Source organism: Perlucidibaca aquatica (genome assembly GCF_001676655.1).
Lineage (GTDB): Bacteria > Pseudomonadota > Gammaproteobacteria > Pseudomonadales > Moraxellaceae > Perlucidibaca > Perlucidibaca aquatica.
In genome coordinates this window covers 1,081,652-1,099,026 of the sequence record NZ_LZDB01000002.1, presented here as the reverse complement: position 1 = coordinate 1,099,026, position 17,375 = coordinate 1,081,652, and the positions used below count along the sequence as shown (strand labels likewise).

Sequence of the window (17,375 nt, the reverse complement as noted above, 5' to 3'; positions counted from 1 at the left end):
TATGCAGTTTCTCTATGTCCTGCTTGCCGGAATAGTCGTCTTGGGGCCACTTATTGCCATCCATGAGTTTGGCCATTTTTGGGTGGCGAGACGTTGCGGCGTGAAAGTACTCACCTTCTCCATCGGATTTGGGCCGGCCCTGTGGCAGCGCACAGCGCGGGATGGAACGGAGTATCGACTGGCGGCCATCCCGCTCGGCGGCTTTGTTCGTATGCTTGATGAACGCGAAGCGGACGTTCCAGAGAGCCTGAAGTCTCAAGCATTTAACCGGCAATCTGTGGGCAAGCGCATGGCGATTGTTGCCGCCGGCCCGTTGATCAACCTGATCTTTGCCGTGCTTCTGTATTGGGTACTGTTTTTGCAGCCTGGGCAAAGTTTGCGTCCCATTGTTGGCAAAGTCCTGCCGGATTCGCCCGCGGCCATGGCTGGCTTAAACGTTGGGGATGAGCTGTTAAGCATTAACACCCGCAAAGTTCCCGATTGGGAATCAGCCAATTACGCATTAGTTGAATACATTGGCGACAGCACCACTTTGACGGTCAATGTCCTGCCGCAAGGTGCCACGCAAGCGCAGCAACGCTTTATTACGGTGGATAGATATTTAGTCGACAGCACCCAAGATCCCTTCCGCGCACTGGGCTTTGTGCCGTGGATGCCACCCATGCCACCGGTCATTGGCGCCGTCGAATCAGCCAGTCCCGCCGACAAAGCCGGATTGGCGATTAACGACCGCATTGAACGCATTGATGGTGTTGCCGTGTCGGACTGGCAGCAGGTCGTCGAGCAAATTCAGCAGCATCCCGATCACGCCATGACCTGGGAATTGGTTCGCAATGGCTCACCACTGGTGCTCACCGTGACTCCCGACCTGACGCACGAGTTCTCTGGTCAACCCGTCGGTCGCTTGGGCGTTGGCGTGATTGACGCACCGATTCATATTCCGCCGGAGTATCAACGCGACCGGGCTCTCGCACCGATAGCGGCGCTGCTTCAGGCATTCGATAAAACAGGTCAAATCATAGCCTTGTCGCTGACTTCCCTGTACAAGATGCTATCCGGTTTGATTGGTATGGATTCACTCAGTGGCCCCATAACTATTGTGAAAGTAGCGGGTCACAGTGCGAGTATTGGTTGGGAGTCCCTGGTGGGGTTCATGGCCTTACTTAGCGTGAGCTTGGGCGTACTGAACTTACTCCCCATCCCTGTTTTGGATGGTGGTCATTTATTGTATTACGCGATTGAAGCCATATTTCGCCGGCCTCTTCCCGAGGCGGTGCAGTTGATGGGCTTGCGCGTTGGCGTCGCTCTGATGGGCAGTGTCATGCTGCTCGCTATATTGAACGATATTCGTCGCTTGTTTTGATTTTGGATGACTGCTCACATGACACGTAACTGGCCTTCTTTGGCTGTATTGCCTCTTGCACTGGCCATTGCCAGCGTCTCTGCACATGCTGACAGCTTTGTCGTTAAAGACATTCGCTTGGAAGGCTTAGGGCGCTTATCTGCCTCCAGCGTTTATGCCTTATTACCGTTTGCCGCCGGCGAAACGGTGACCGATGAGCGTAGTGCAGACTTGGTGCGAGCACTTTTTGCTTCGGGCCAGTTTGAGGATGTTCAGGCATTGCGGGACGGCGATGCGCTCATTGTGCGCGTGGTTGAACGTCCGAGTATTTCGACGATTGAGCTGAGCGGTAACCAATCCATCAATAAGGAAGACTTGTTGAAAGGTTTGAAAACCATTGGCCTGAGTGAGGGCGAAGTGTTTAAGCGTGCCGCCTTGGATCAGGTGCGTTTGGAGTTGCAGCGCCAGTACGCAGCACAAGGTCGTTACGGCGCAACAGTGACGGCAACAGCCAAGCCATTGCCGCGTAACCGAGTGGGCATCAGCATTACCATTAAAGAAGGTGATACGGCTCGCATTAAGCGTATTAGCATCAATGGCAATACGGTATTTAAGGACCCCATACTGCTTAAGCAGCTACAGCTCCAATCCAGGCATTTATTGTCGTTTATTTATGGTGACGACAAGTATTCGCGTGAAAAGTTAACAGCAGACATCGAAACCCTGCGCTCTTTCTACCTCGATCGTGGCTACTTACGATTCAGCGTCGACTCGACTCAAGTCACGCTCTCGCCAAACAAAGATCAAGTCTATATTGATATTAACGTGAGCGAAGGCGAACCCTTTAAAGTCGGTGATGTACGCTTGGCGGGCGACTTGCCGGTACCTGAATCGGAATTGAAAAACCTGTTATTGGCACAGCCAGGTCAGGTTTACTCACAAAAAGTGGTGACGCTCACCAACGAAATCATTACGCGTCGTTTAGGTCGTGATGGTTATTTGCTGGCCGATGTTCAAGGCGTGCCCGAGCTGGATGACGCAACGAAAACCGCAAAAATTGTTTTCTACGTCAATGCTAATCGGGTCATGTCGGTACGCCGAATTAATTTCACGGGCAATCTAAAAACGGATGACAGCGTCCTTCGTCGTGAAATGCGCCAATTCGAAGGGGCACAAGCTTCGGCAGAGAAAATTGATCTTTCTAAGGTTCGTTTGCAGCGCCTAGGTTTTTTCAGCGATGTAAAAGTTGAAAACGCCCGCGTGCCAGGCACCACGGACCAAGTCGATTTAAATGTGGCCGTTACGGAGCAGGCTTCTGGCTCGATCAGTGCAAGCTTGGGTTACTCACAGAATGCGGGTCTGGTCTTCGGCGCCAATGTTAGCCAAACCAACTTCTTGGGTACGGGTAACCGCGTCTCTATTGGTTTAAACCGCTCGGATGTGCGTGATGCCTACAATGTGTCCTTCTTGGACCCCTACTTCACTCCAGAAGGGATTAGCCGTGGCTATAACTTCTATCTGCGTCAGACCAAGCTCGATGATTTAAACATCAGCAATTACTCGACAGATTCCTTGGGCGCAAACATCAGTTTTAGCTATCCGATTGATGAAACAGAAACCATCAGCTTCTCGGCGGGTATTGACCAAACGAAAATCAGTTTGGGTGTGAATCCGTCTGAGGCCGTTTTCAAATTCACCAATGAAAATGGCAATAACTTGATGACCTATACCGGCACGGCTTCTTGGGCGCGAAATACCCTGAACCGTGGCACTTTCCCTACGGCTGGTGCATCACAATCGGTAGCGATGGAGTTAGGCCTGCCTGGCAGTGATGTGAGTTTTTATAAGCTGACCTATAACGCTCAGCGCTACTTCCCCGTTCGCAGCGACTGGGTTGGACGTGGATACGCGCGTTTGGGTTATGGCGACGCCATCAGTGGTAGCAGCTTACCGTTCTACCGTAACTTTTTTGGTGGCGGCTTCGGCTCGGTCCGTGGCTTCCGTGACAACTCGATGGGCCCGCGCAGCCAGCGTCTGTCACTCTCTAACCCAGCGGTCCTGCTGCCGGAGTCGGAGTCGATTGGCGGTAATGTGCAAGTCGAGGGTGGTGTGGAGTTAATCTTCCCCGTGCCGTTTATCGAGGACAAGAGCAAAATTCGCACCTTGGCGTTCTTCGATGTGGGTAATATTTTCGATACCAATGCGAAGGCAACCTCCACCACAGACTACAAGCCTTCCTTGGGTAATTTACGTTACTCCGTGGGTGTAGGCCTGTCTTGGATCACGCCCATCGGGCCATTAACATTTGCGGTGGCAAAGCCCTTAAATACTCAGGATGGCGACGATACTCAAGCCTTCCAGTTCTCTCTTGGACAAGGATTCTGATCTGATGAAAACCGTTCGTAATGTCTTATGCGCTATTGCCCTAGTGTCTGTGTCTGCAATGTCTTTGGCGGCGGCTGCCAATGCCCCAACACGCATTGCGGTTTTAGACCGTGAGGCGGCTATTTTGGCGACCAATGCAGCGCAAGCCGCTCAGGAAAAATTGGCGACGGACATGAAGCCACAACGCGACAAGCTGGAGCAGTTGCGTAAAGACATCAAAGCCATGGAAGAGAAGTTTGTGAAAGAAGCTGCCGCCATGAGTGAGCGCGATAAGAAAGCCTTGCGTGAGCAAGCGGATCAAAAAGCCAACGAATTCAATTCGCTGGTGACACTAGTGCAAAAGCGCACGCAGGATGCTCAGCAGGACCTCTTAAATAAACTCTTGCCTAGTATGCAAAGCGTGCTGGACGAGATGCGCAAATCGGGCAATTTTGATGTCATCTTAGATCGTCGTGGCGTGATCTATGTTGATCCGGATCTTGATCTGACTAAGCGGGTTGTTGATCGTCTGAACGCAGCCAAATAAGTAGGCTAGGCGGAGCTCGCAGCAATGACTACTCCTCACATGAGCATCACGCTTGGCGAGCTAGCGCATGAGCTAGGAGCTGAGCTGCAAGGGAATCCAGCGCATCTCATTACGGGCATGGGAACCTTGCAAAATGCTCAGTCGCATCAGCTGAGCTTCTTAGCAAACCCTCGCTATCGCCCTTTGTTGGCTACGACTCAAGCGGGTGCTGTGCTCATGCGAGCCCAAGATAAGGGCGACTTTGCGGGGCCAGCGCTGTTTCTGCCCAATCCCTATGTGGCTTTTGCGACCCTATCTCATCGCTTCGATAGAACCCCGACGTTACCTCAGGGCGTCCATGCCAGTGCAGTGGTTGCTGAGAGTGCTGAAGTACCAGCGAGCGCATGCATCGGGCCGTTAGCCGTTATTGGTGAAGGCGCCGTGATCGGCGAGGGCACAGTCATTGAGGCGGGTGCGGTGATTCATGCTCGCGTCCACATCGGTGCAAATTGTCGTATCCGTAGCCATGTCGTGATCTATCACGATTGTGTGCTCGGGGACCGTGTCAATATTCACGCGGGTACGATTGTTGGTGGTGATGGCTTTGGCTTCGCTAATGAACGCGGTGTGTGGCGGAAAATCGCCCAAATAGGTCGTGTTGTAATTGGTGATGACGTGGATATTGGCGCGAACACCACGATAGACCGTGGCGCGTTAGAAGACACAGAAATCCACAACGGTGTGATTATTGATAATCAGGTTCAGATTGCCCATAACGTGGTTATTGGTGCCCATACCGCTATCGCAGCTAATTGTGGTGTATCGGGCAGCACCCGGATTGGCAAGCACTGTATTTTAGCGGGTGGTGTTGGCATTGTCGGGCACATTGAAATTTGCGATGGCGTGCAAATCACCGGCATGACCATGATCACAAAGTCCATTAGTGAGCCCGGTTCCTATTCGTCCGGAACGGCTTTTGACAGCACCGATAACTGGAAGAAAATGGCGGTGCGCCTGCGTCGTTTAGATGAGTTAGCGCAGCGAGTTCGCGTCTTGGAGAAGACTTAACATGATGACTATTGAGCAGGTAATGCATTATCTGCCGCAGCGATACCCCTTTTTGCTGGTTGACCGTGTCACTGAAGTGGAAGCTGGCAAGCATATTGTGGGTTTCAAGAACATCACCATTAACGAGCATTTTTTCCAGGGGCACTTTCCTGGCAAGCCCATCATGCCTGGCGTGTTAATGATTGAAGCCATGGCGCAGATTGCCGGGGTCTTAGGCTTTTATACCCACAACAAAAGCCCTGAGTCCGGCCATCTTTATGTTTTTGCAGGCGCTGATAATGTGCGATTTAAGCGTCAGGTCATCCCCGGCGATCGCTTAGTGTTGGAAGCCACGATGACGGGAAGTCGTCGCCATATTTATAAATTTTCGTGTCGTGCCCTGGTTGATGGCGAACTAGCCGCCAGTGCCGACCTGCTAATTGCGGAACAAGTGATATGAGCCTTATCCACGCGACTGCGATTATTGACCCTCGAGCTGACATCGCAGAGGGTGTTGAAATTGGCCCTTATTCTGTCATTGGTGCCGATGTGGTGATCGGTGCCGACACCTGGATTGGCCCTCATGTGGTGATCTCTGGTCCGACGCGGATTGGCGAGCGCAACCGTATCTATCAATTCGCCTCGGTGGGTGCAGATTGCCAGGACAAAAAGTATCGGGGTGAGCCCACGCGACTTGAAATCGGCGACGACAACGTCATTCGCGAAGCGTGCTCGCTGCATCGTGGCACCATTCAAGACAAGAGCCTGACCAAAATTGGCTCACGCAATTTGCTTATGGTGAATAGCCACATTGCTCATGATGTCGTGATCGGTGATGACAACATTATTGCCAACAATGCCGGTATTGCAGGTCATGTTGTGATTGGTGATGGCGTGATCGTTGGGGGCAATTCAGGCATTCATCAATTCTGCCGAATTGGCTCTTATGCCATGCTGGGTGGTGGCACGACGTTGTTTAAAGATGTTCCGGCGTATGTCATGGCCAGTGGCAATCCGGCGATTCCACGCGGCATGAACTTCGAGGGCATGAAGCGCAAAGGCTGGTCCTCGGAGACCATTAACGCACTGCGCCGGGCCTACAAAGCGGTTTACCGGGATGGCTTAAATCTAGATGACGCTTATGCGCCTTTAGCAGAGTTGGCATCCAAAGCGCCTGAGGTTCAATTGTTTATCGACTCGCTGCGCGCTTCTACGCGCGGCATCATCCGATAAACGTAACCATGTCGTCGGCGACACCGGTCTTTGGCATCGTCGCAGGTGAAGCCTCAGGCGACCTCCTTGGTGCAGGGCTCATTCGAGCCCTGAAAGTTCACTTTCCGAATGCCCGATTTATTGGCATCGCTGGCCCACAAATGCTGGCCGAAGGTGCTGAAACCTTAGTGCCCATGGAACGATTGTCGGTCATGGGTTTGGTTGAGGTGTTAGGGCGTTTACGCGAGCTTTTTGCGGTTCGCGACCAGCTGATCGAGCGCCTGCAAGCAGAAAAAATTGATGCCTTTATTGGTATCGATGCCCCCGATTTCAATTTGCGCATCGCCGCCGCACTCAAACCCGCGGGTATCCCCACCATCCATTATGTCAGCCCATCCGTGTGGGCTTGGCGTCAGGGACGGGTCAAGGGCATTCGCGCCAGCGTCGATCTGATGTTGTGCTTGCTGCCATTTGAAAAAGCCTTCTACGACAAACACGCCGTTCCGGCGGTCTTTGTTGGGCACCCACTGGCGGATACCTTGCCACTCGTGCCAGATGCGATGGCCGCGCAAGTCCGTCTCGGGCTGCCTTCGACGGCATCCGAGCGTGCTGCAACCGTGGCGTTGTTGCCGGGTAGTCGTCGTGGGGAAGTGGCTAGCCTACTACCGCTGCTATTGGCGACGGCGAAGATTTTGCATGCGCAGTTTCCGACGCTTAACTTCCTGATTCCGGCCATTAATGCGGAGCGCAGCGAACAAATTCGCGCCGCCGTTGAGGCCCATGACGCATTACCCATAACGATTTTTGATCAGCAGATTGGGAACGATGTGGGGCGCGTGGTGATGTCGGCGGCGGATGTGATTGTGCTGGCGTCGGGCACCGCCACGCTGGAAGCCCTGCTTCTGAAAAAGCCCATGGTCGTCGCCTATCGCTTGCATTGGCTGACCTGGCTCATCGCGAAATGGTTGGTGAAAATTCCCTTCGTGAGTTTGCCTAATCTGCTGGCTGGCCGTCGATTAGTGCCTGAATTGCTGCAAAACCAAGCCACCCCAGAAAACTTGGCCCGCGAGACTGCCGAGTGGCTTAACTCGCCGGATAAGGTGCGAACAACCTTAGCTGCCTATGACGCACTGCACCTTGCCCTGCGGCAGGATGCGAGCGCCACGGGGGCGGCGGCTATTGCGCGCTTACTGTCGAGTCGCCTGGCGCCATGAGTCGTCACGCGAGCCAATGGCAAAGCGATTTTTTCGCCCCAGACCCGAATGCCCTGTTACTGGCCGGCGTCGATGAGGTAGGGCGTGGGCCACTCGTTGGAGCCGTCGTGACCGCCGCAGTGATCTTGGACCCAGCACGTCCTATTTCAGGCTTGAACGACTCTAAGAAGCTCAGCGCTACACAGCGTGAGCATCTGGCCGAGCAAATCCGTGAGCGGGCGCTGGCCTGGGCCTTGGGCCGTGCCGAGCCGGCGGAAATTGACCAAATCAATATTTTGCAGGCGACCATGCTGGCCATGCAGCGGGCGGTGGCTGCGTTGCCGATTACGCCAACCTCAGTGCTGATTGACGGCAATCGCTGCCCCCCTTTACCCATGCCAGCTCAAGCGGTGGTTAAAGGTGATGCCACAGTGCCCGCCATCAGTGCGGCCAGTATTTTGGCGAAAGTGGCGCGTGATGCTGAGATGCAGGCACTGGAACTTCAACATCCTGGTTATGGATTCGCCAAACACAAGGGCTATCCGACGCCAGCGCATCTCGAGGCCTTGCAACGCCTAGGGCCATTGCCTGAACATCGTCGCTCCTTCGCGCCTGTCAGGGCGCTGCTTTCGCTTTCGAGTAAATCATGACGGCCTTTGTGCATCTGCGCGTTCATTCCGAGTTTTCTTTGCTCGACTCTATCGTGCGTATTGATGTTGCCGTAAAGGCGTGCGCTGCCGCTGGCATGCCCGCGATGGCGATGACAGATCGTAGTAATTTTTATGGTCTGGTGAAGTTCTATAAAGCCGCGCAGGGCAAAGGCATTAAACCGATTTTTGGTGCCGACATGGTGGTCCGGGACGGTGAAAGCCTCTCGCTCGTGACCGCGTTGGTGATGAATGAGGTGGGCTACAAAAACCTCATCGCGCTGATTTCGCGCGCGTTTGTCGAGGGCCAGGAGCAGGGTAGACCTATCGTGCAGCGGCGCTGGATTAATGCCCAACATGACGGCCTGATTTTTCTGCTCGGCCGCGGCAGCGATGTGGGTCTGGCCTTGCTTGGCAGCGATGCATCCCAGGCCGATCGCCTGTTACGCAGTTGGCTGGCATTGTGCCCATCCCGAGTCTATTTAGAACTGATTCGTACCAGCCGAGAAGGTGATGAAGACCACCTGCATGCGGCTGTGGCGCTGGCCGAGCGCTGCCAGTGCCCGGTGGTGGCGACCAATGATGTGCGCTTCATCGCGCAGGAAGAGTATGAGGCGCACGAGGTGCGTGTCTGCATCGCCCAGAGCTATGTGCTCGGCGATCCACGCCGGCCGCGCGAGTACAGCGACCAGCAGTATCTGAAGTCGCCGGCAGAGATGATCGAGCTCTTTGCCGACCTGCCCGAGGCCATCGAGAACACGGTGGAAATTGCCCGGCGTTGCAGCCTCGGGCTGACGCTGGGCAAGAGCTATCTGCCCGATTTCCCGGTGCCGCCGGGCATGACCATGGCCGAGTACTTTGCCCAGTTGTCGCATGAAGGCCTGACTTTCCGGCTGGGCAAGCTGTTTGACCCCAAGCGCCCGGACATGGCCGCAATTGAGGCCGAATACCGTGCGCGTTTGGATTTTGAACTGCAGATCATCAATCAGATGGGCTTTGCCGGCTACTTCCTCATCGTCATGGACTTTATCCGCTGGGCCAAGCAGAACGGTGTGCCGGTGGGGCCGGGCCGTGGTTCGGGTGCCGGTTCGTTAGTGGCGTATTCCCTGCTGATTACCGACCTGGACCCGATCAAGTACGACCTGCTGTTCGAACGCTTCCTGAATCCTGAGCGTGTGTCGATGCCCGACTTCGACATCGACTTCTGCATGGAAGGCCGCGATCGCGTCATCGAATATGTGGCCAATCAGTACGGCCGTCAGGCGGTGTCGCAAATCATCACCTTTGGCACCATGGCGGCCAAGGCCGTAGTGCGCGATGTTGCGCGTGTGCTCGGCAAAGCCTACGGTCTGGCCGACCGCATCTCCAAGATGATTCCGTTCACGCCCGGCATTTCGCTGCTGGAGGCGCGGGCGCAGGAGCCGATGCTGGAGGAGCTGCTGAGCACGCCGGGCCTCAGCGATCACGAGGATGCGCTGGAAATCTGGGAGATGGCGCTCAAGCTCGAAGGCATCACCCGTGGTGTGGGCAAACATGCCGGGGGCGTGCTGATTGCACCGGGCAAGCTCACCGACTTCACGGCGGTTTACACCGACGACGAAGGCAAGTGGGTCAGCCAGCTCGACAAGGATGATGTCGAGGCCGTCGGTCTGGTCAAGTTCGACTTTCTCGGCCTGCGCACGCTCACCATCATCGACTGGGCGCTGAAAGACATCAACGCCAAGCGCGCCCGCCGAGGCGAAGCGCCCATCGACATCGAACGCATTCCGCTCGATGACCCGCGCCCGTACCAGCTCATGTCCGAGGGCAAGACCACCGCCGTGTTCCAGCTCGAATCACGCGGCATGAAGGAGCTGATCAAGAAGCTCAAGCCGTCGCGCTTCGAAGACGTGGTGGCGCTGGTGGCGCTGTATCGTCCGGGCCCGCTCGAATCCGGCATGGTCGACGACTTCATCAACCGCAAGCATGGTCGCGCCGATGTGGCTTACCCGCATCCCGAGCTGGAGCCGGTGCTGGCGAACACCTACGGCGTCATTCTGTATCAGGAACAGGTGATGCAGATCGCGCAGGTGCTGGCCGGCTACTCGCTGGGCGGCGCTGATATGTTGCGTCGTGCCATGGGCAAGAAAAAGCCCGAGGAGATGGCCAAGGAGCGCGTCAAGTTTATGGAAGGCTCCGGCGGCCGTGGCGTCGATGCCAATCAGGCCGGCGGCATCTTCGACCTCATGGAAAAGTTCGCCGGCTACGGCTTCAACAAGTCGCACTCGGCTGCCTATGCGCTGGTGTCGTACCAGACGGCGTGGCTGAAAGTGAACTATCCCGCCGAATTCATGGCTGCCGTGCTGTCGTCGGAAATGGCCAACACCGACAAGATCGTCACCTTCATTGAAGAGTGCCGGGCCATGGGTCTGAAGATCCTGCCGCCGGCGGTGAACTATTCGAATTTCCGTTTTCAGGCCAATGATCAGGGCCAGGTCGTCTACGGCCTCGGCGCGATCAAGGGCGTGGGCGAGGGGCCGATCGAGTCAGTGCTGGTGTCGCGCGCTGAGAGTGGGCCCTTTACGGACCTCTTCGACTTCTGCCGTCGCGTCGATCTCAAGCGCCTCAACAAGCGTGCGCTGGAAGCGTTGATCCGCGCCGGTGCGCTCGATGAGCAGGGCGAGCATCGCGCCATTCTCATGGCCTCGATTGAAGCCGCTGTGGCCGCCGCCGAGCAGCAAGCGCGCAATGCCGACATCGGCATGGTCGATCTCTTTGGCGATGTCCACGAGGCCGGCCCAGCCGGTGAGTGGTCGGATGCGCTGGCGTGGACCGACGATGAGCGCCTGCAGGCCGAAAAGGAAACCTTGGGCCTGTACCTCACCGGCCATCCTATCGATCAGTACGAGAGCGAGCTGGGCCGCTTCGTGCAGGTGCGTCTGGCCGATCTGCAGCCGACTCGGCGCGGTCAGAACACCACCATTGCCGGCCTGCTGCTGGCGCATCGCATCGTCAAGGGTCAGCGCGGCAGTCGCGCCTTCCTCACGCTCGATGACCGCACCGGTCGCGTCGAAGTCACCGTTTTCGGTGAGATGCTGGAGCAGGTGCGGCATCTGCTGCAATACGAGGGCGTGCTGGTCATCGAAGGCGAGGTGTCTATGGATGAATACGCGGGCGCGCTTAAGGTCGTGGCCAAGCAGATTCTGCCGCTGGCGCAGGCGCGCAATCAGTATTGCAAGGGTCTGGAGCTGACGCTGCCGGTCAGCCTTGGTCTGCGTGGCGTGCATGAACTCACCGAATGGCTGCAGGCGCATCGCGCCGCGCCCGATCAATCCGGCGCCAGTCTGCGCTTCCGCGTGCAACATCCTGCCGCTCATGCCCTATTGCAGGGCGGTAGCGCCTGGCGCGTGAACTTGTCTGATGCCTTGCTGCGCGGCCTGCGCCAGCGCTTGGACGGCACCGGTGTGCAGGTGCTGTATTGAGCCTGCAACTTGCGTTTATGAGGGTTTATTGCAGACCGACATGCCGCTACACTCGAGCCATTACCCCTAGGACTCAACCATGAATCCGAATTACCTCGACTTCGAACAACCGATTGCCGAGCTGGAAGCCAAAATTGAAGGCCTGCGCGTCGTTGGCGTTGGTACCAGCCTCAATATTGAGGATGAAGTGGCGCGCTTGCGCACCAAGAGCCTGAAGTTAACGGAAGATATTTTTGCCAACCTCAGCGCCTGGCAGGTCTCGCAACTCTCGCGCCATCCCAAACGCCCCTACACGCTGGACTATATTCAGCGCATTTTTACCGATTTCGACGAACTGCACGGCGATCGTGCCTTTGCTGATGATGCCGCGCTGGTCTGTGGCACGGCGCGTTTTCTCGGCGAGCCGGTCATGGTCATTGGCCATCAAAAGGGTCGCGAAGTGCGCGAGAAAGTGAAGCGCAACTTCGGTATGCCGCGCCCCGAGGGTTATCGCAAGGCCCTGCGTTTGATGGAGATGGCCGAGCGCTTCCGCATGCCGATTTTCACTTTCATCGACACGCCCGGTGCCTACCCCGGCATTGACGCGGAAGAGCGCGGCCAAAGTGAGGCCATTGCGCGTAATTTGGCGGTGATGTCGCGCCTGAAAACGCCGATTATTTCCACGGTCATCGGTGAAGGTGGCTCCGGCGGTGCGCTTGCTATTGGCGTCTGTGACAGCCTGATGATGCTGCAATACAGCACCTATTCCGTGATCTCACCCGAGGGCTGCGCCTCTATTCTTTGGAAAACTGCGGCGAAAGCCCCCGAAGCTGCCGAGGCCATGAATCTCACCGCCACGCGTCTACGCACGCTGGGCTTTGTTGATGAGCTGGTGGAGGAGCCGCTGGGCGGTGCTCATCGCGACATGGATGTGATGGCCGACAACCTGCGTAAAGCCTTGCTGCGTCAGCTGAAAAAGCTGCGTACGCTGGATCACGATAGTTTGCTCAATCGACGCTACGAGCGACTGATGAGCTACGGCAACACGCAACCCATCGCTTGAGCGCGAGCAACGACCAATCCCAACATCCCCTCGATGCCTTGCAAGGTTTCTTGCAAGCGCGTCGAAAAGATTCGCCCACCATTAACAGCCTAGTCGTAGCGCTGAGTGGCGGCCCGGACTCCTTAGCCTTGTTACTGGCTGCGGCTCAGCTTGCCCCTCAGCTCGGCTATGACCTGCGCGCGCTGCATGTTCATCATGGCTTACACGCTGATGCTGACCGCTGGGCTGAACAAGCGGTTCAGCAAGCCGCTGCCGTTAACGTGTGCTGCCAAGTACTTCACGTGCGAGTTGCTCAACAGGCCAGTGTTGAAGCAGCGGCGCGACAAGCTCGCTATGACGCCTTGGCTCAAGCCATGGCGCCCCATGAGGCGCTACTGCTGGCGCATCATCAGGATGATCAAGCGGAAACGCTTTTATTGCGGCTGATGCGCGGTGCGGGCTTGCAGGGATTGTCGGGCATGGCGGAGGTGAGCGCCTGGTCGTCAGGCGCGATTGTTGAGATTGCCCGCTGGCGTCCATGGCTGGCCTTGCCGCGGCAGACCATCGCACGCTGGTTGCCCCGTGCGGTCGCGTGTTGCCATAGCCATGCGCCTCATCTGCCACTGACCGCTTTGCAGCCTGTGCAAGATCCGGCTAATCAGGATGCACGTTTCGATCGCACACTGTTGCGCGGCCAGGTTTTGCCGCTCTTAACATCTCGCTGGCCGGAAGCGGCGGCACTGTTGGCGCGCAGTGCGGCACAGGTGGCGCAGCAAGCACAGGCCTTAAACTCACTTGCGGACATTTGGTTAACGACGCAGCCATCACAAGACACGTTAGCTGTTGAAGCCTTATTAGCACTAGATGCGGCCAGTCTTCAGGCCGTGCTGAGTCGATGGTTGTGCTTACATGGGGTGAGGCCTTTGCCTGTGGCCTATTGGCCCCGTGTCCATGCCGAGCTACTACTTGCACGCCACGATGCCAATCCGGTATTGCACTGGGCTACGCAGTCATTGCGTCGCTTCCATGGGCAAATTTATCTGATTCGTGACGCGGATTTGATCAAATTACCCGAAGGCATCCGGTGGCTTAATCCTCAGCAGGAACTGAGCTGGGCAGGGCGACGTTGGTTGCCCGTTAGTCTCGCGGTGCATCACCCGCTTTGGCAGAGTCAATGGCGCATTGCGCCGAGGCAGGGAGGCGAACGCTGGCGTCCGGCAGGTCGCTTGCATCATGTCCTGCTTAAGCACTGGTGCCAAGAGCAGGCTATTCCACCGTGGCAGCGACAAGCTATCGCCTGTATTTGGGCCGATGAAATACTGGTTTGTGTAGTCCTGCCTAACGGTCAAGTGTGGCCATCTCACGCCCTCGTCGCGTAACAAAACTTACCTCAAGGCAACAAATCTAGCCTAGGCTGGTCAGTGGCATTCCGCATAATCAAAAGCTAATAACCTCATTCCGTTTGCTAACGCCATAGAAGGTGGGCATGTTGAAAGCAGCCTTTAATCAGGGGAGTCTTCGAACGCTGGTTGCCGTTCTATTGCTGGCTTCGGCTTACCTCGTTATTGGCCGTTTGTCTCTTCTTCTAGCCATACCGCCAGGATTTGCCACTGCGATATTTCCCCCTGTCGGTATTTCCCTAGCAGCTGTACTCATTTGGGGTTACCCGCTGTTATGGGGCGTCTTTTTAGGCTCAACGGTTCTTAACCTCACCATCGCCGTAAGCAGTCTTGCGGACCTCAATAGCAGTCACGTAGTGGTGGCATCAGGCATAGCCCTGGGCACAACCTTGCAATGCAGTATTGCTAGTTACTTAATCCGCCGATTTGTGGGCTTTCCGAATGCGCTTGTGGATGAACACGCCATATTCAGGACCTTGCTCATTGGCGGGCCCCTGTCTTGTTTAATTAGCGCGAGCTTAGGTCCGTTAGTGCTGTACTTCGCCGGCCTCATGGATCATCAGCAACTCGCCTTTAGTATGTGGACATGGTGGATAGGCGACTCCATCGGTGTCTTGATCGCTGCACCTTTGATGTTTATCTTTTTTGCTCAGCCCAGAGACATTTGGCGATCGCGACTCACGACGGTGGGTGTACCATTAGTCACCGCCAGTGCCATTGTTGTTGTGGTGTTTTTGCAAACCAGTCTTGCAGAGCAATCAGCGCAACGACTCAGCTTTAAAGAAGAAGCTCGCTTGGCCGCCCAAAAGCTAGAATTTCGTTTTTTGCAATATGAGCAAATTGTGAGCTTTCTTGAGCGACACCATAGCTCCAGAACAGATATCGATAGCAATCATTTCAGACAGTTTGTTAACCCCATTTTTAAGGACTTTCCAGGCATTATGGCTCTAACCTGGAATGTCTATGTGCCTCATGAGCAACGGCTGAGATTTGAAAGAGAACAGCAAAAAAAACATAAAGGTTTTATGATAAAAGCAATCCATCCTAAGGGTGGATTTATATATGCGCCTAAACAAGATTTTTATGCGCCCATTACCTTAATAGAACCTTATAATTCTAATTATAGATTTCTGGGTTACAATCCGCTTTCAGACTTAACTAGATTATACACGTTCCTCTCGGCAATAAATTCCCGTGGTTCAAAAGCTAGTCCTCTGGTTGCTTTGGTGCAGAACCCAAAGAGTTCAGGATTTTTGCTGGTAAAGGCCGTACATACAAACGACGAAAAGTCCACGTTGATGGGCTTTGTAGTTGTGGTTATTGATGCTAGTGAGATTGTTGATTACACATTTGGTGGTGTTGATAGAAAAAATTATAGTGTGGCATTGCGTGATATTACCGACGCTGCATCAGCGGATATTTATGAAGAGAAATTAAATAAAAACTCGCCCTATGCAGCTAGTTTTACCTTTAATAAAACCTTTGAATTTAGTGGGCGTAAGCTAAGATTTGAGATTTCTCCGACGGAGGCTTATCTGCAGAGACATAAAAGCCTGCAGTCATGGACAGTGCTTGCAGGCGGCCTAGTGCTTTCAGCCATGCTGGGCGGATTCTTACTAATCCTTTCTGGCCGAGCAGAGCTGGTTCGGCAACAGGTGCGCAGGCAAACCATGGAACTCAGTGCAATCTTAGAGAATGCAGCTGACGCTATTTTGATTTTCACAGAGCAGGGCAGGATTGAACTAGCTAACCCAGCGGCTGAAAAAATATTCAAAGGTTCGCAAAAAGAAATAGCCCTGCGACAGGTATTAGATATTTTGCCAAGTTTAAAATCATTGACGTTTAAGGATCTTGAAAAGAGCTTTGGCGAAAATATTGAATGTTTTGGTTTAACGTTAGATGGCGAAAGCATAGAGTTAGAATTAGCTCTAAGCCACTATGATTTAGCTAATCGACATAGATATATTTGTTTGTTAAGAGATATTTCAGAAAGAAAGCAAGTGGAACGTTTAAAGAGTGAGTTTTTGGCGACGGTCAGTCATGAGTTACGTACGCCGCTAACATCTATTAAAGGAACGCTAGAACTAATTAAGATGGGTGTTGTTGGTGAGGTGAGTAAGGAATGCAACGAGCTAATGGATATTTCGTTGCAAAATGCCGATAGGCTAAATGTCTTGATAAATGATATTTTAGATGTAGAGAAATTAAAAAGTGGCCAGGTTGGTTTGGATTTAAGAGAGCATTTTCTTGTTCCATTTTTGCATGAAGCTATGAATCATAGTCAGGGTTATGCCGAAAAATATAAAGTCACTTTGAATTTGAATGTTCAGGATCTAGCTCCAGGAACGCTAGTCCGGGTCGATAAATTGCGCTTGCACCAAGTCATGGCGAATCTGCTGTCGAATGCAATCAAGTTTTCGCCCCCAGGGGGTGAAGTGAGCCTCGTGGTTGAAACGCATGGCCACCAGGTAAAGATCAACGTCACAGACCGGGGCCAAGGTATTCCGGAATCGTTCCGGGATAAAATTTTTCAGCGTTTCGCACAAGTGGATAGCTCCGATCGACGACAGCAAGGGGGGACGGGGCTGGGCCTGAGTATTTGCAAGTCGTTAATTGAGCGCATGGGTGGTCGTGTCGATTTTGTCTCGACCGTTGCTAAGGGCAGTACCTTCTTCATTGAGCTACCCATTGTGGTGACGCAAGCGCAGCCATAAATGCAGATTAAATCGTCCTTTTGGCTAAAATTAAATTCTGCAAAACGCTGTTTTTATCTTGGTTGATGGGCTGAAACTCAAGCTACAGGCGGCTTTCAGCCGTTTTATTATTTAACGAGCTAATTTGCCCGTAGTGTCTATAATGGCTGTGTTGCAAACAGCCAATTATTAAAGAGTAGAACATGAGCAAAGGTACAGTGAAGTGGTTCAATGCGGACAAAGGTTTTGGTTTCATTACGCCTGAAGACGGCAGCAAAGACCTGTTCGTACACCATTCCGAAATCAAGAACGGTGGTGGCTATGCCACACTGAACGAAGGTCAAGCGGTTTCGTTTGACGTCGGCCAAGGCCAAAAAGGTCCTTGCGCAAACAACGTTGTGGCGCTCTAACCAGCCCGTAATGTAGCGTGTTGAGTTCATCCTCAACGCGTTGGAAAATATCGGTGGAT

Annotated in this window: 13 protein-coding genes; all 13 read left to right on the top strand. The window is 54.2% G+C overall.

The features are described 5' to 3' along the window. The first annotated feature begins 1 nt into the window (after position 1). The 13 genes from rseP (at position 2) to A8710_RS08825 (ending at position 17,316) form a co-directional block, all read left to right on the top strand. On the top strand, positions 2–1,363 hold the full coding sequence (rseP, locus tag A8710_RS08885; protein ID WP_068859796.1) for an RIP metalloprotease RseP: 1,362 nt from the start codon (positions 2–4) through the stop codon (positions 1,361–1,363). Between the two features lie 18 nt (positions 1,364–1,381). After that, positions 1,382–3,727, top strand: a complete 2,346-nt coding sequence (gene bamA / locus A8710_RS08880; protein WP_068859794.1) for an outer membrane protein assembly factor BamA — start codon at positions 1,382–1,384, stop codon at positions 3,725–3,727. Positions 3,728–3,731: 4 nt separating this feature from the next. Continuing rightward, positions 3,732–4,253 carry an OmpH family outer membrane protein gene (locus A8710_RS08875; protein WP_068859793.1) on the top strand — a complete coding sequence of 174 codons (522 nt, stop codon included), beginning with the start codon at positions 3,732–3,734 and terminating at the stop codon, positions 4,251–4,253. Between the two features lie 24 nt (positions 4,254–4,277). Further along, positions 4,278–5,300, top strand: coding sequence for a UDP-3-O-(3-hydroxymyristoyl)glucosamine N-acyltransferase (gene lpxD / locus A8710_RS08870; protein ID WP_068859790.1), 1,023 nt, complete (start codon positions 4,278–4,280; stop codon positions 5,298–5,300). Position 5,301: 1 nt separating this feature from the next. Continuing rightward, entirely contained in the window at positions 5,302–5,739 is a 438-nt protein-coding gene (gene fabZ, locus A8710_RS08865) for a 3-hydroxyacyl-ACP dehydratase FabZ (protein WP_068859788.1), read from the top strand. Then, entirely contained in the window at positions 5,736–6,512 is a 777-nt protein-coding gene (gene lpxA / locus A8710_RS08860; protein ID WP_068859786.1) for an acyl-ACP--UDP-N-acetylglucosamine O-acyltransferase, read from the top strand. The genes fabZ and lpxA overlap by 4 nt, the downstream gene beginning before the upstream one ends. Before the next feature lie 8 nt (positions 6,513–6,520). Beyond that, positions 6,521–7,705, top strand: a complete 1,185-nt coding sequence (lpxB, locus tag A8710_RS08855; RefSeq protein WP_068859784.1) for a lipid-A-disaccharide synthase — start codon at positions 6,521–6,523, stop codon at positions 7,703–7,705. Further along, entirely contained in the window at positions 7,702–8,334 is a 633-nt protein-coding gene (gene rnhB, locus A8710_RS08850; protein ID WP_068859782.1) for a ribonuclease HII, read from the top strand. Before lpxB ends, rnhB begins: the two co-directional genes overlap by 4 nt. Beyond that, a complete protein-coding gene (dnaE, locus tag A8710_RS08845) occupies positions 8,331–11,792 on the top strand; it encodes a DNA polymerase III subunit alpha (RefSeq protein ID WP_068859780.1) in 3,462 nt (1,153 codons plus the stop codon). The genes rnhB and dnaE overlap by 4 nt, the downstream gene beginning before the upstream one ends. Positions 11,793–11,871: 79 nt before the next feature. Beyond that, entirely contained in the window at positions 11,872–12,834 is a 963-nt protein-coding gene (locus A8710_RS08840) for an acetyl-CoA carboxylase carboxyltransferase subunit alpha (RefSeq protein ID WP_068859778.1), read from the top strand. Then, positions 12,831–14,192, top strand: a complete 1,362-nt coding sequence (gene tilS / locus A8710_RS08835) for a tRNA lysidine(34) synthetase TilS (RefSeq protein WP_068859776.1) — start codon at positions 12,831–12,833, stop codon at positions 14,190–14,192. The genes A8710_RS08840 and tilS overlap by 4 nt, the downstream gene beginning before the upstream one ends. A gap of 107 nt (positions 14,193–14,299) precedes the next feature. After that, positions 14,300–16,927: an ATP-binding protein gene (locus A8710_RS08830; protein ID WP_068859774.1), complete on the top strand. Its 2,628-nt coding sequence runs from the start codon at positions 14,300–14,302 to the stop codon at positions 16,925–16,927. Between the two features lie 182 nt (positions 16,928–17,109). Next, positions 17,110–17,316 (top strand): cold-shock protein, encoded by a 207-nt coding sequence (locus A8710_RS08825; protein ID WP_068859772.1) that lies wholly within the window; start codon positions 17,110–17,112, stop codon positions 17,314–17,316. Positions 17,317–17,375 lie beyond the last annotated feature (59 nt).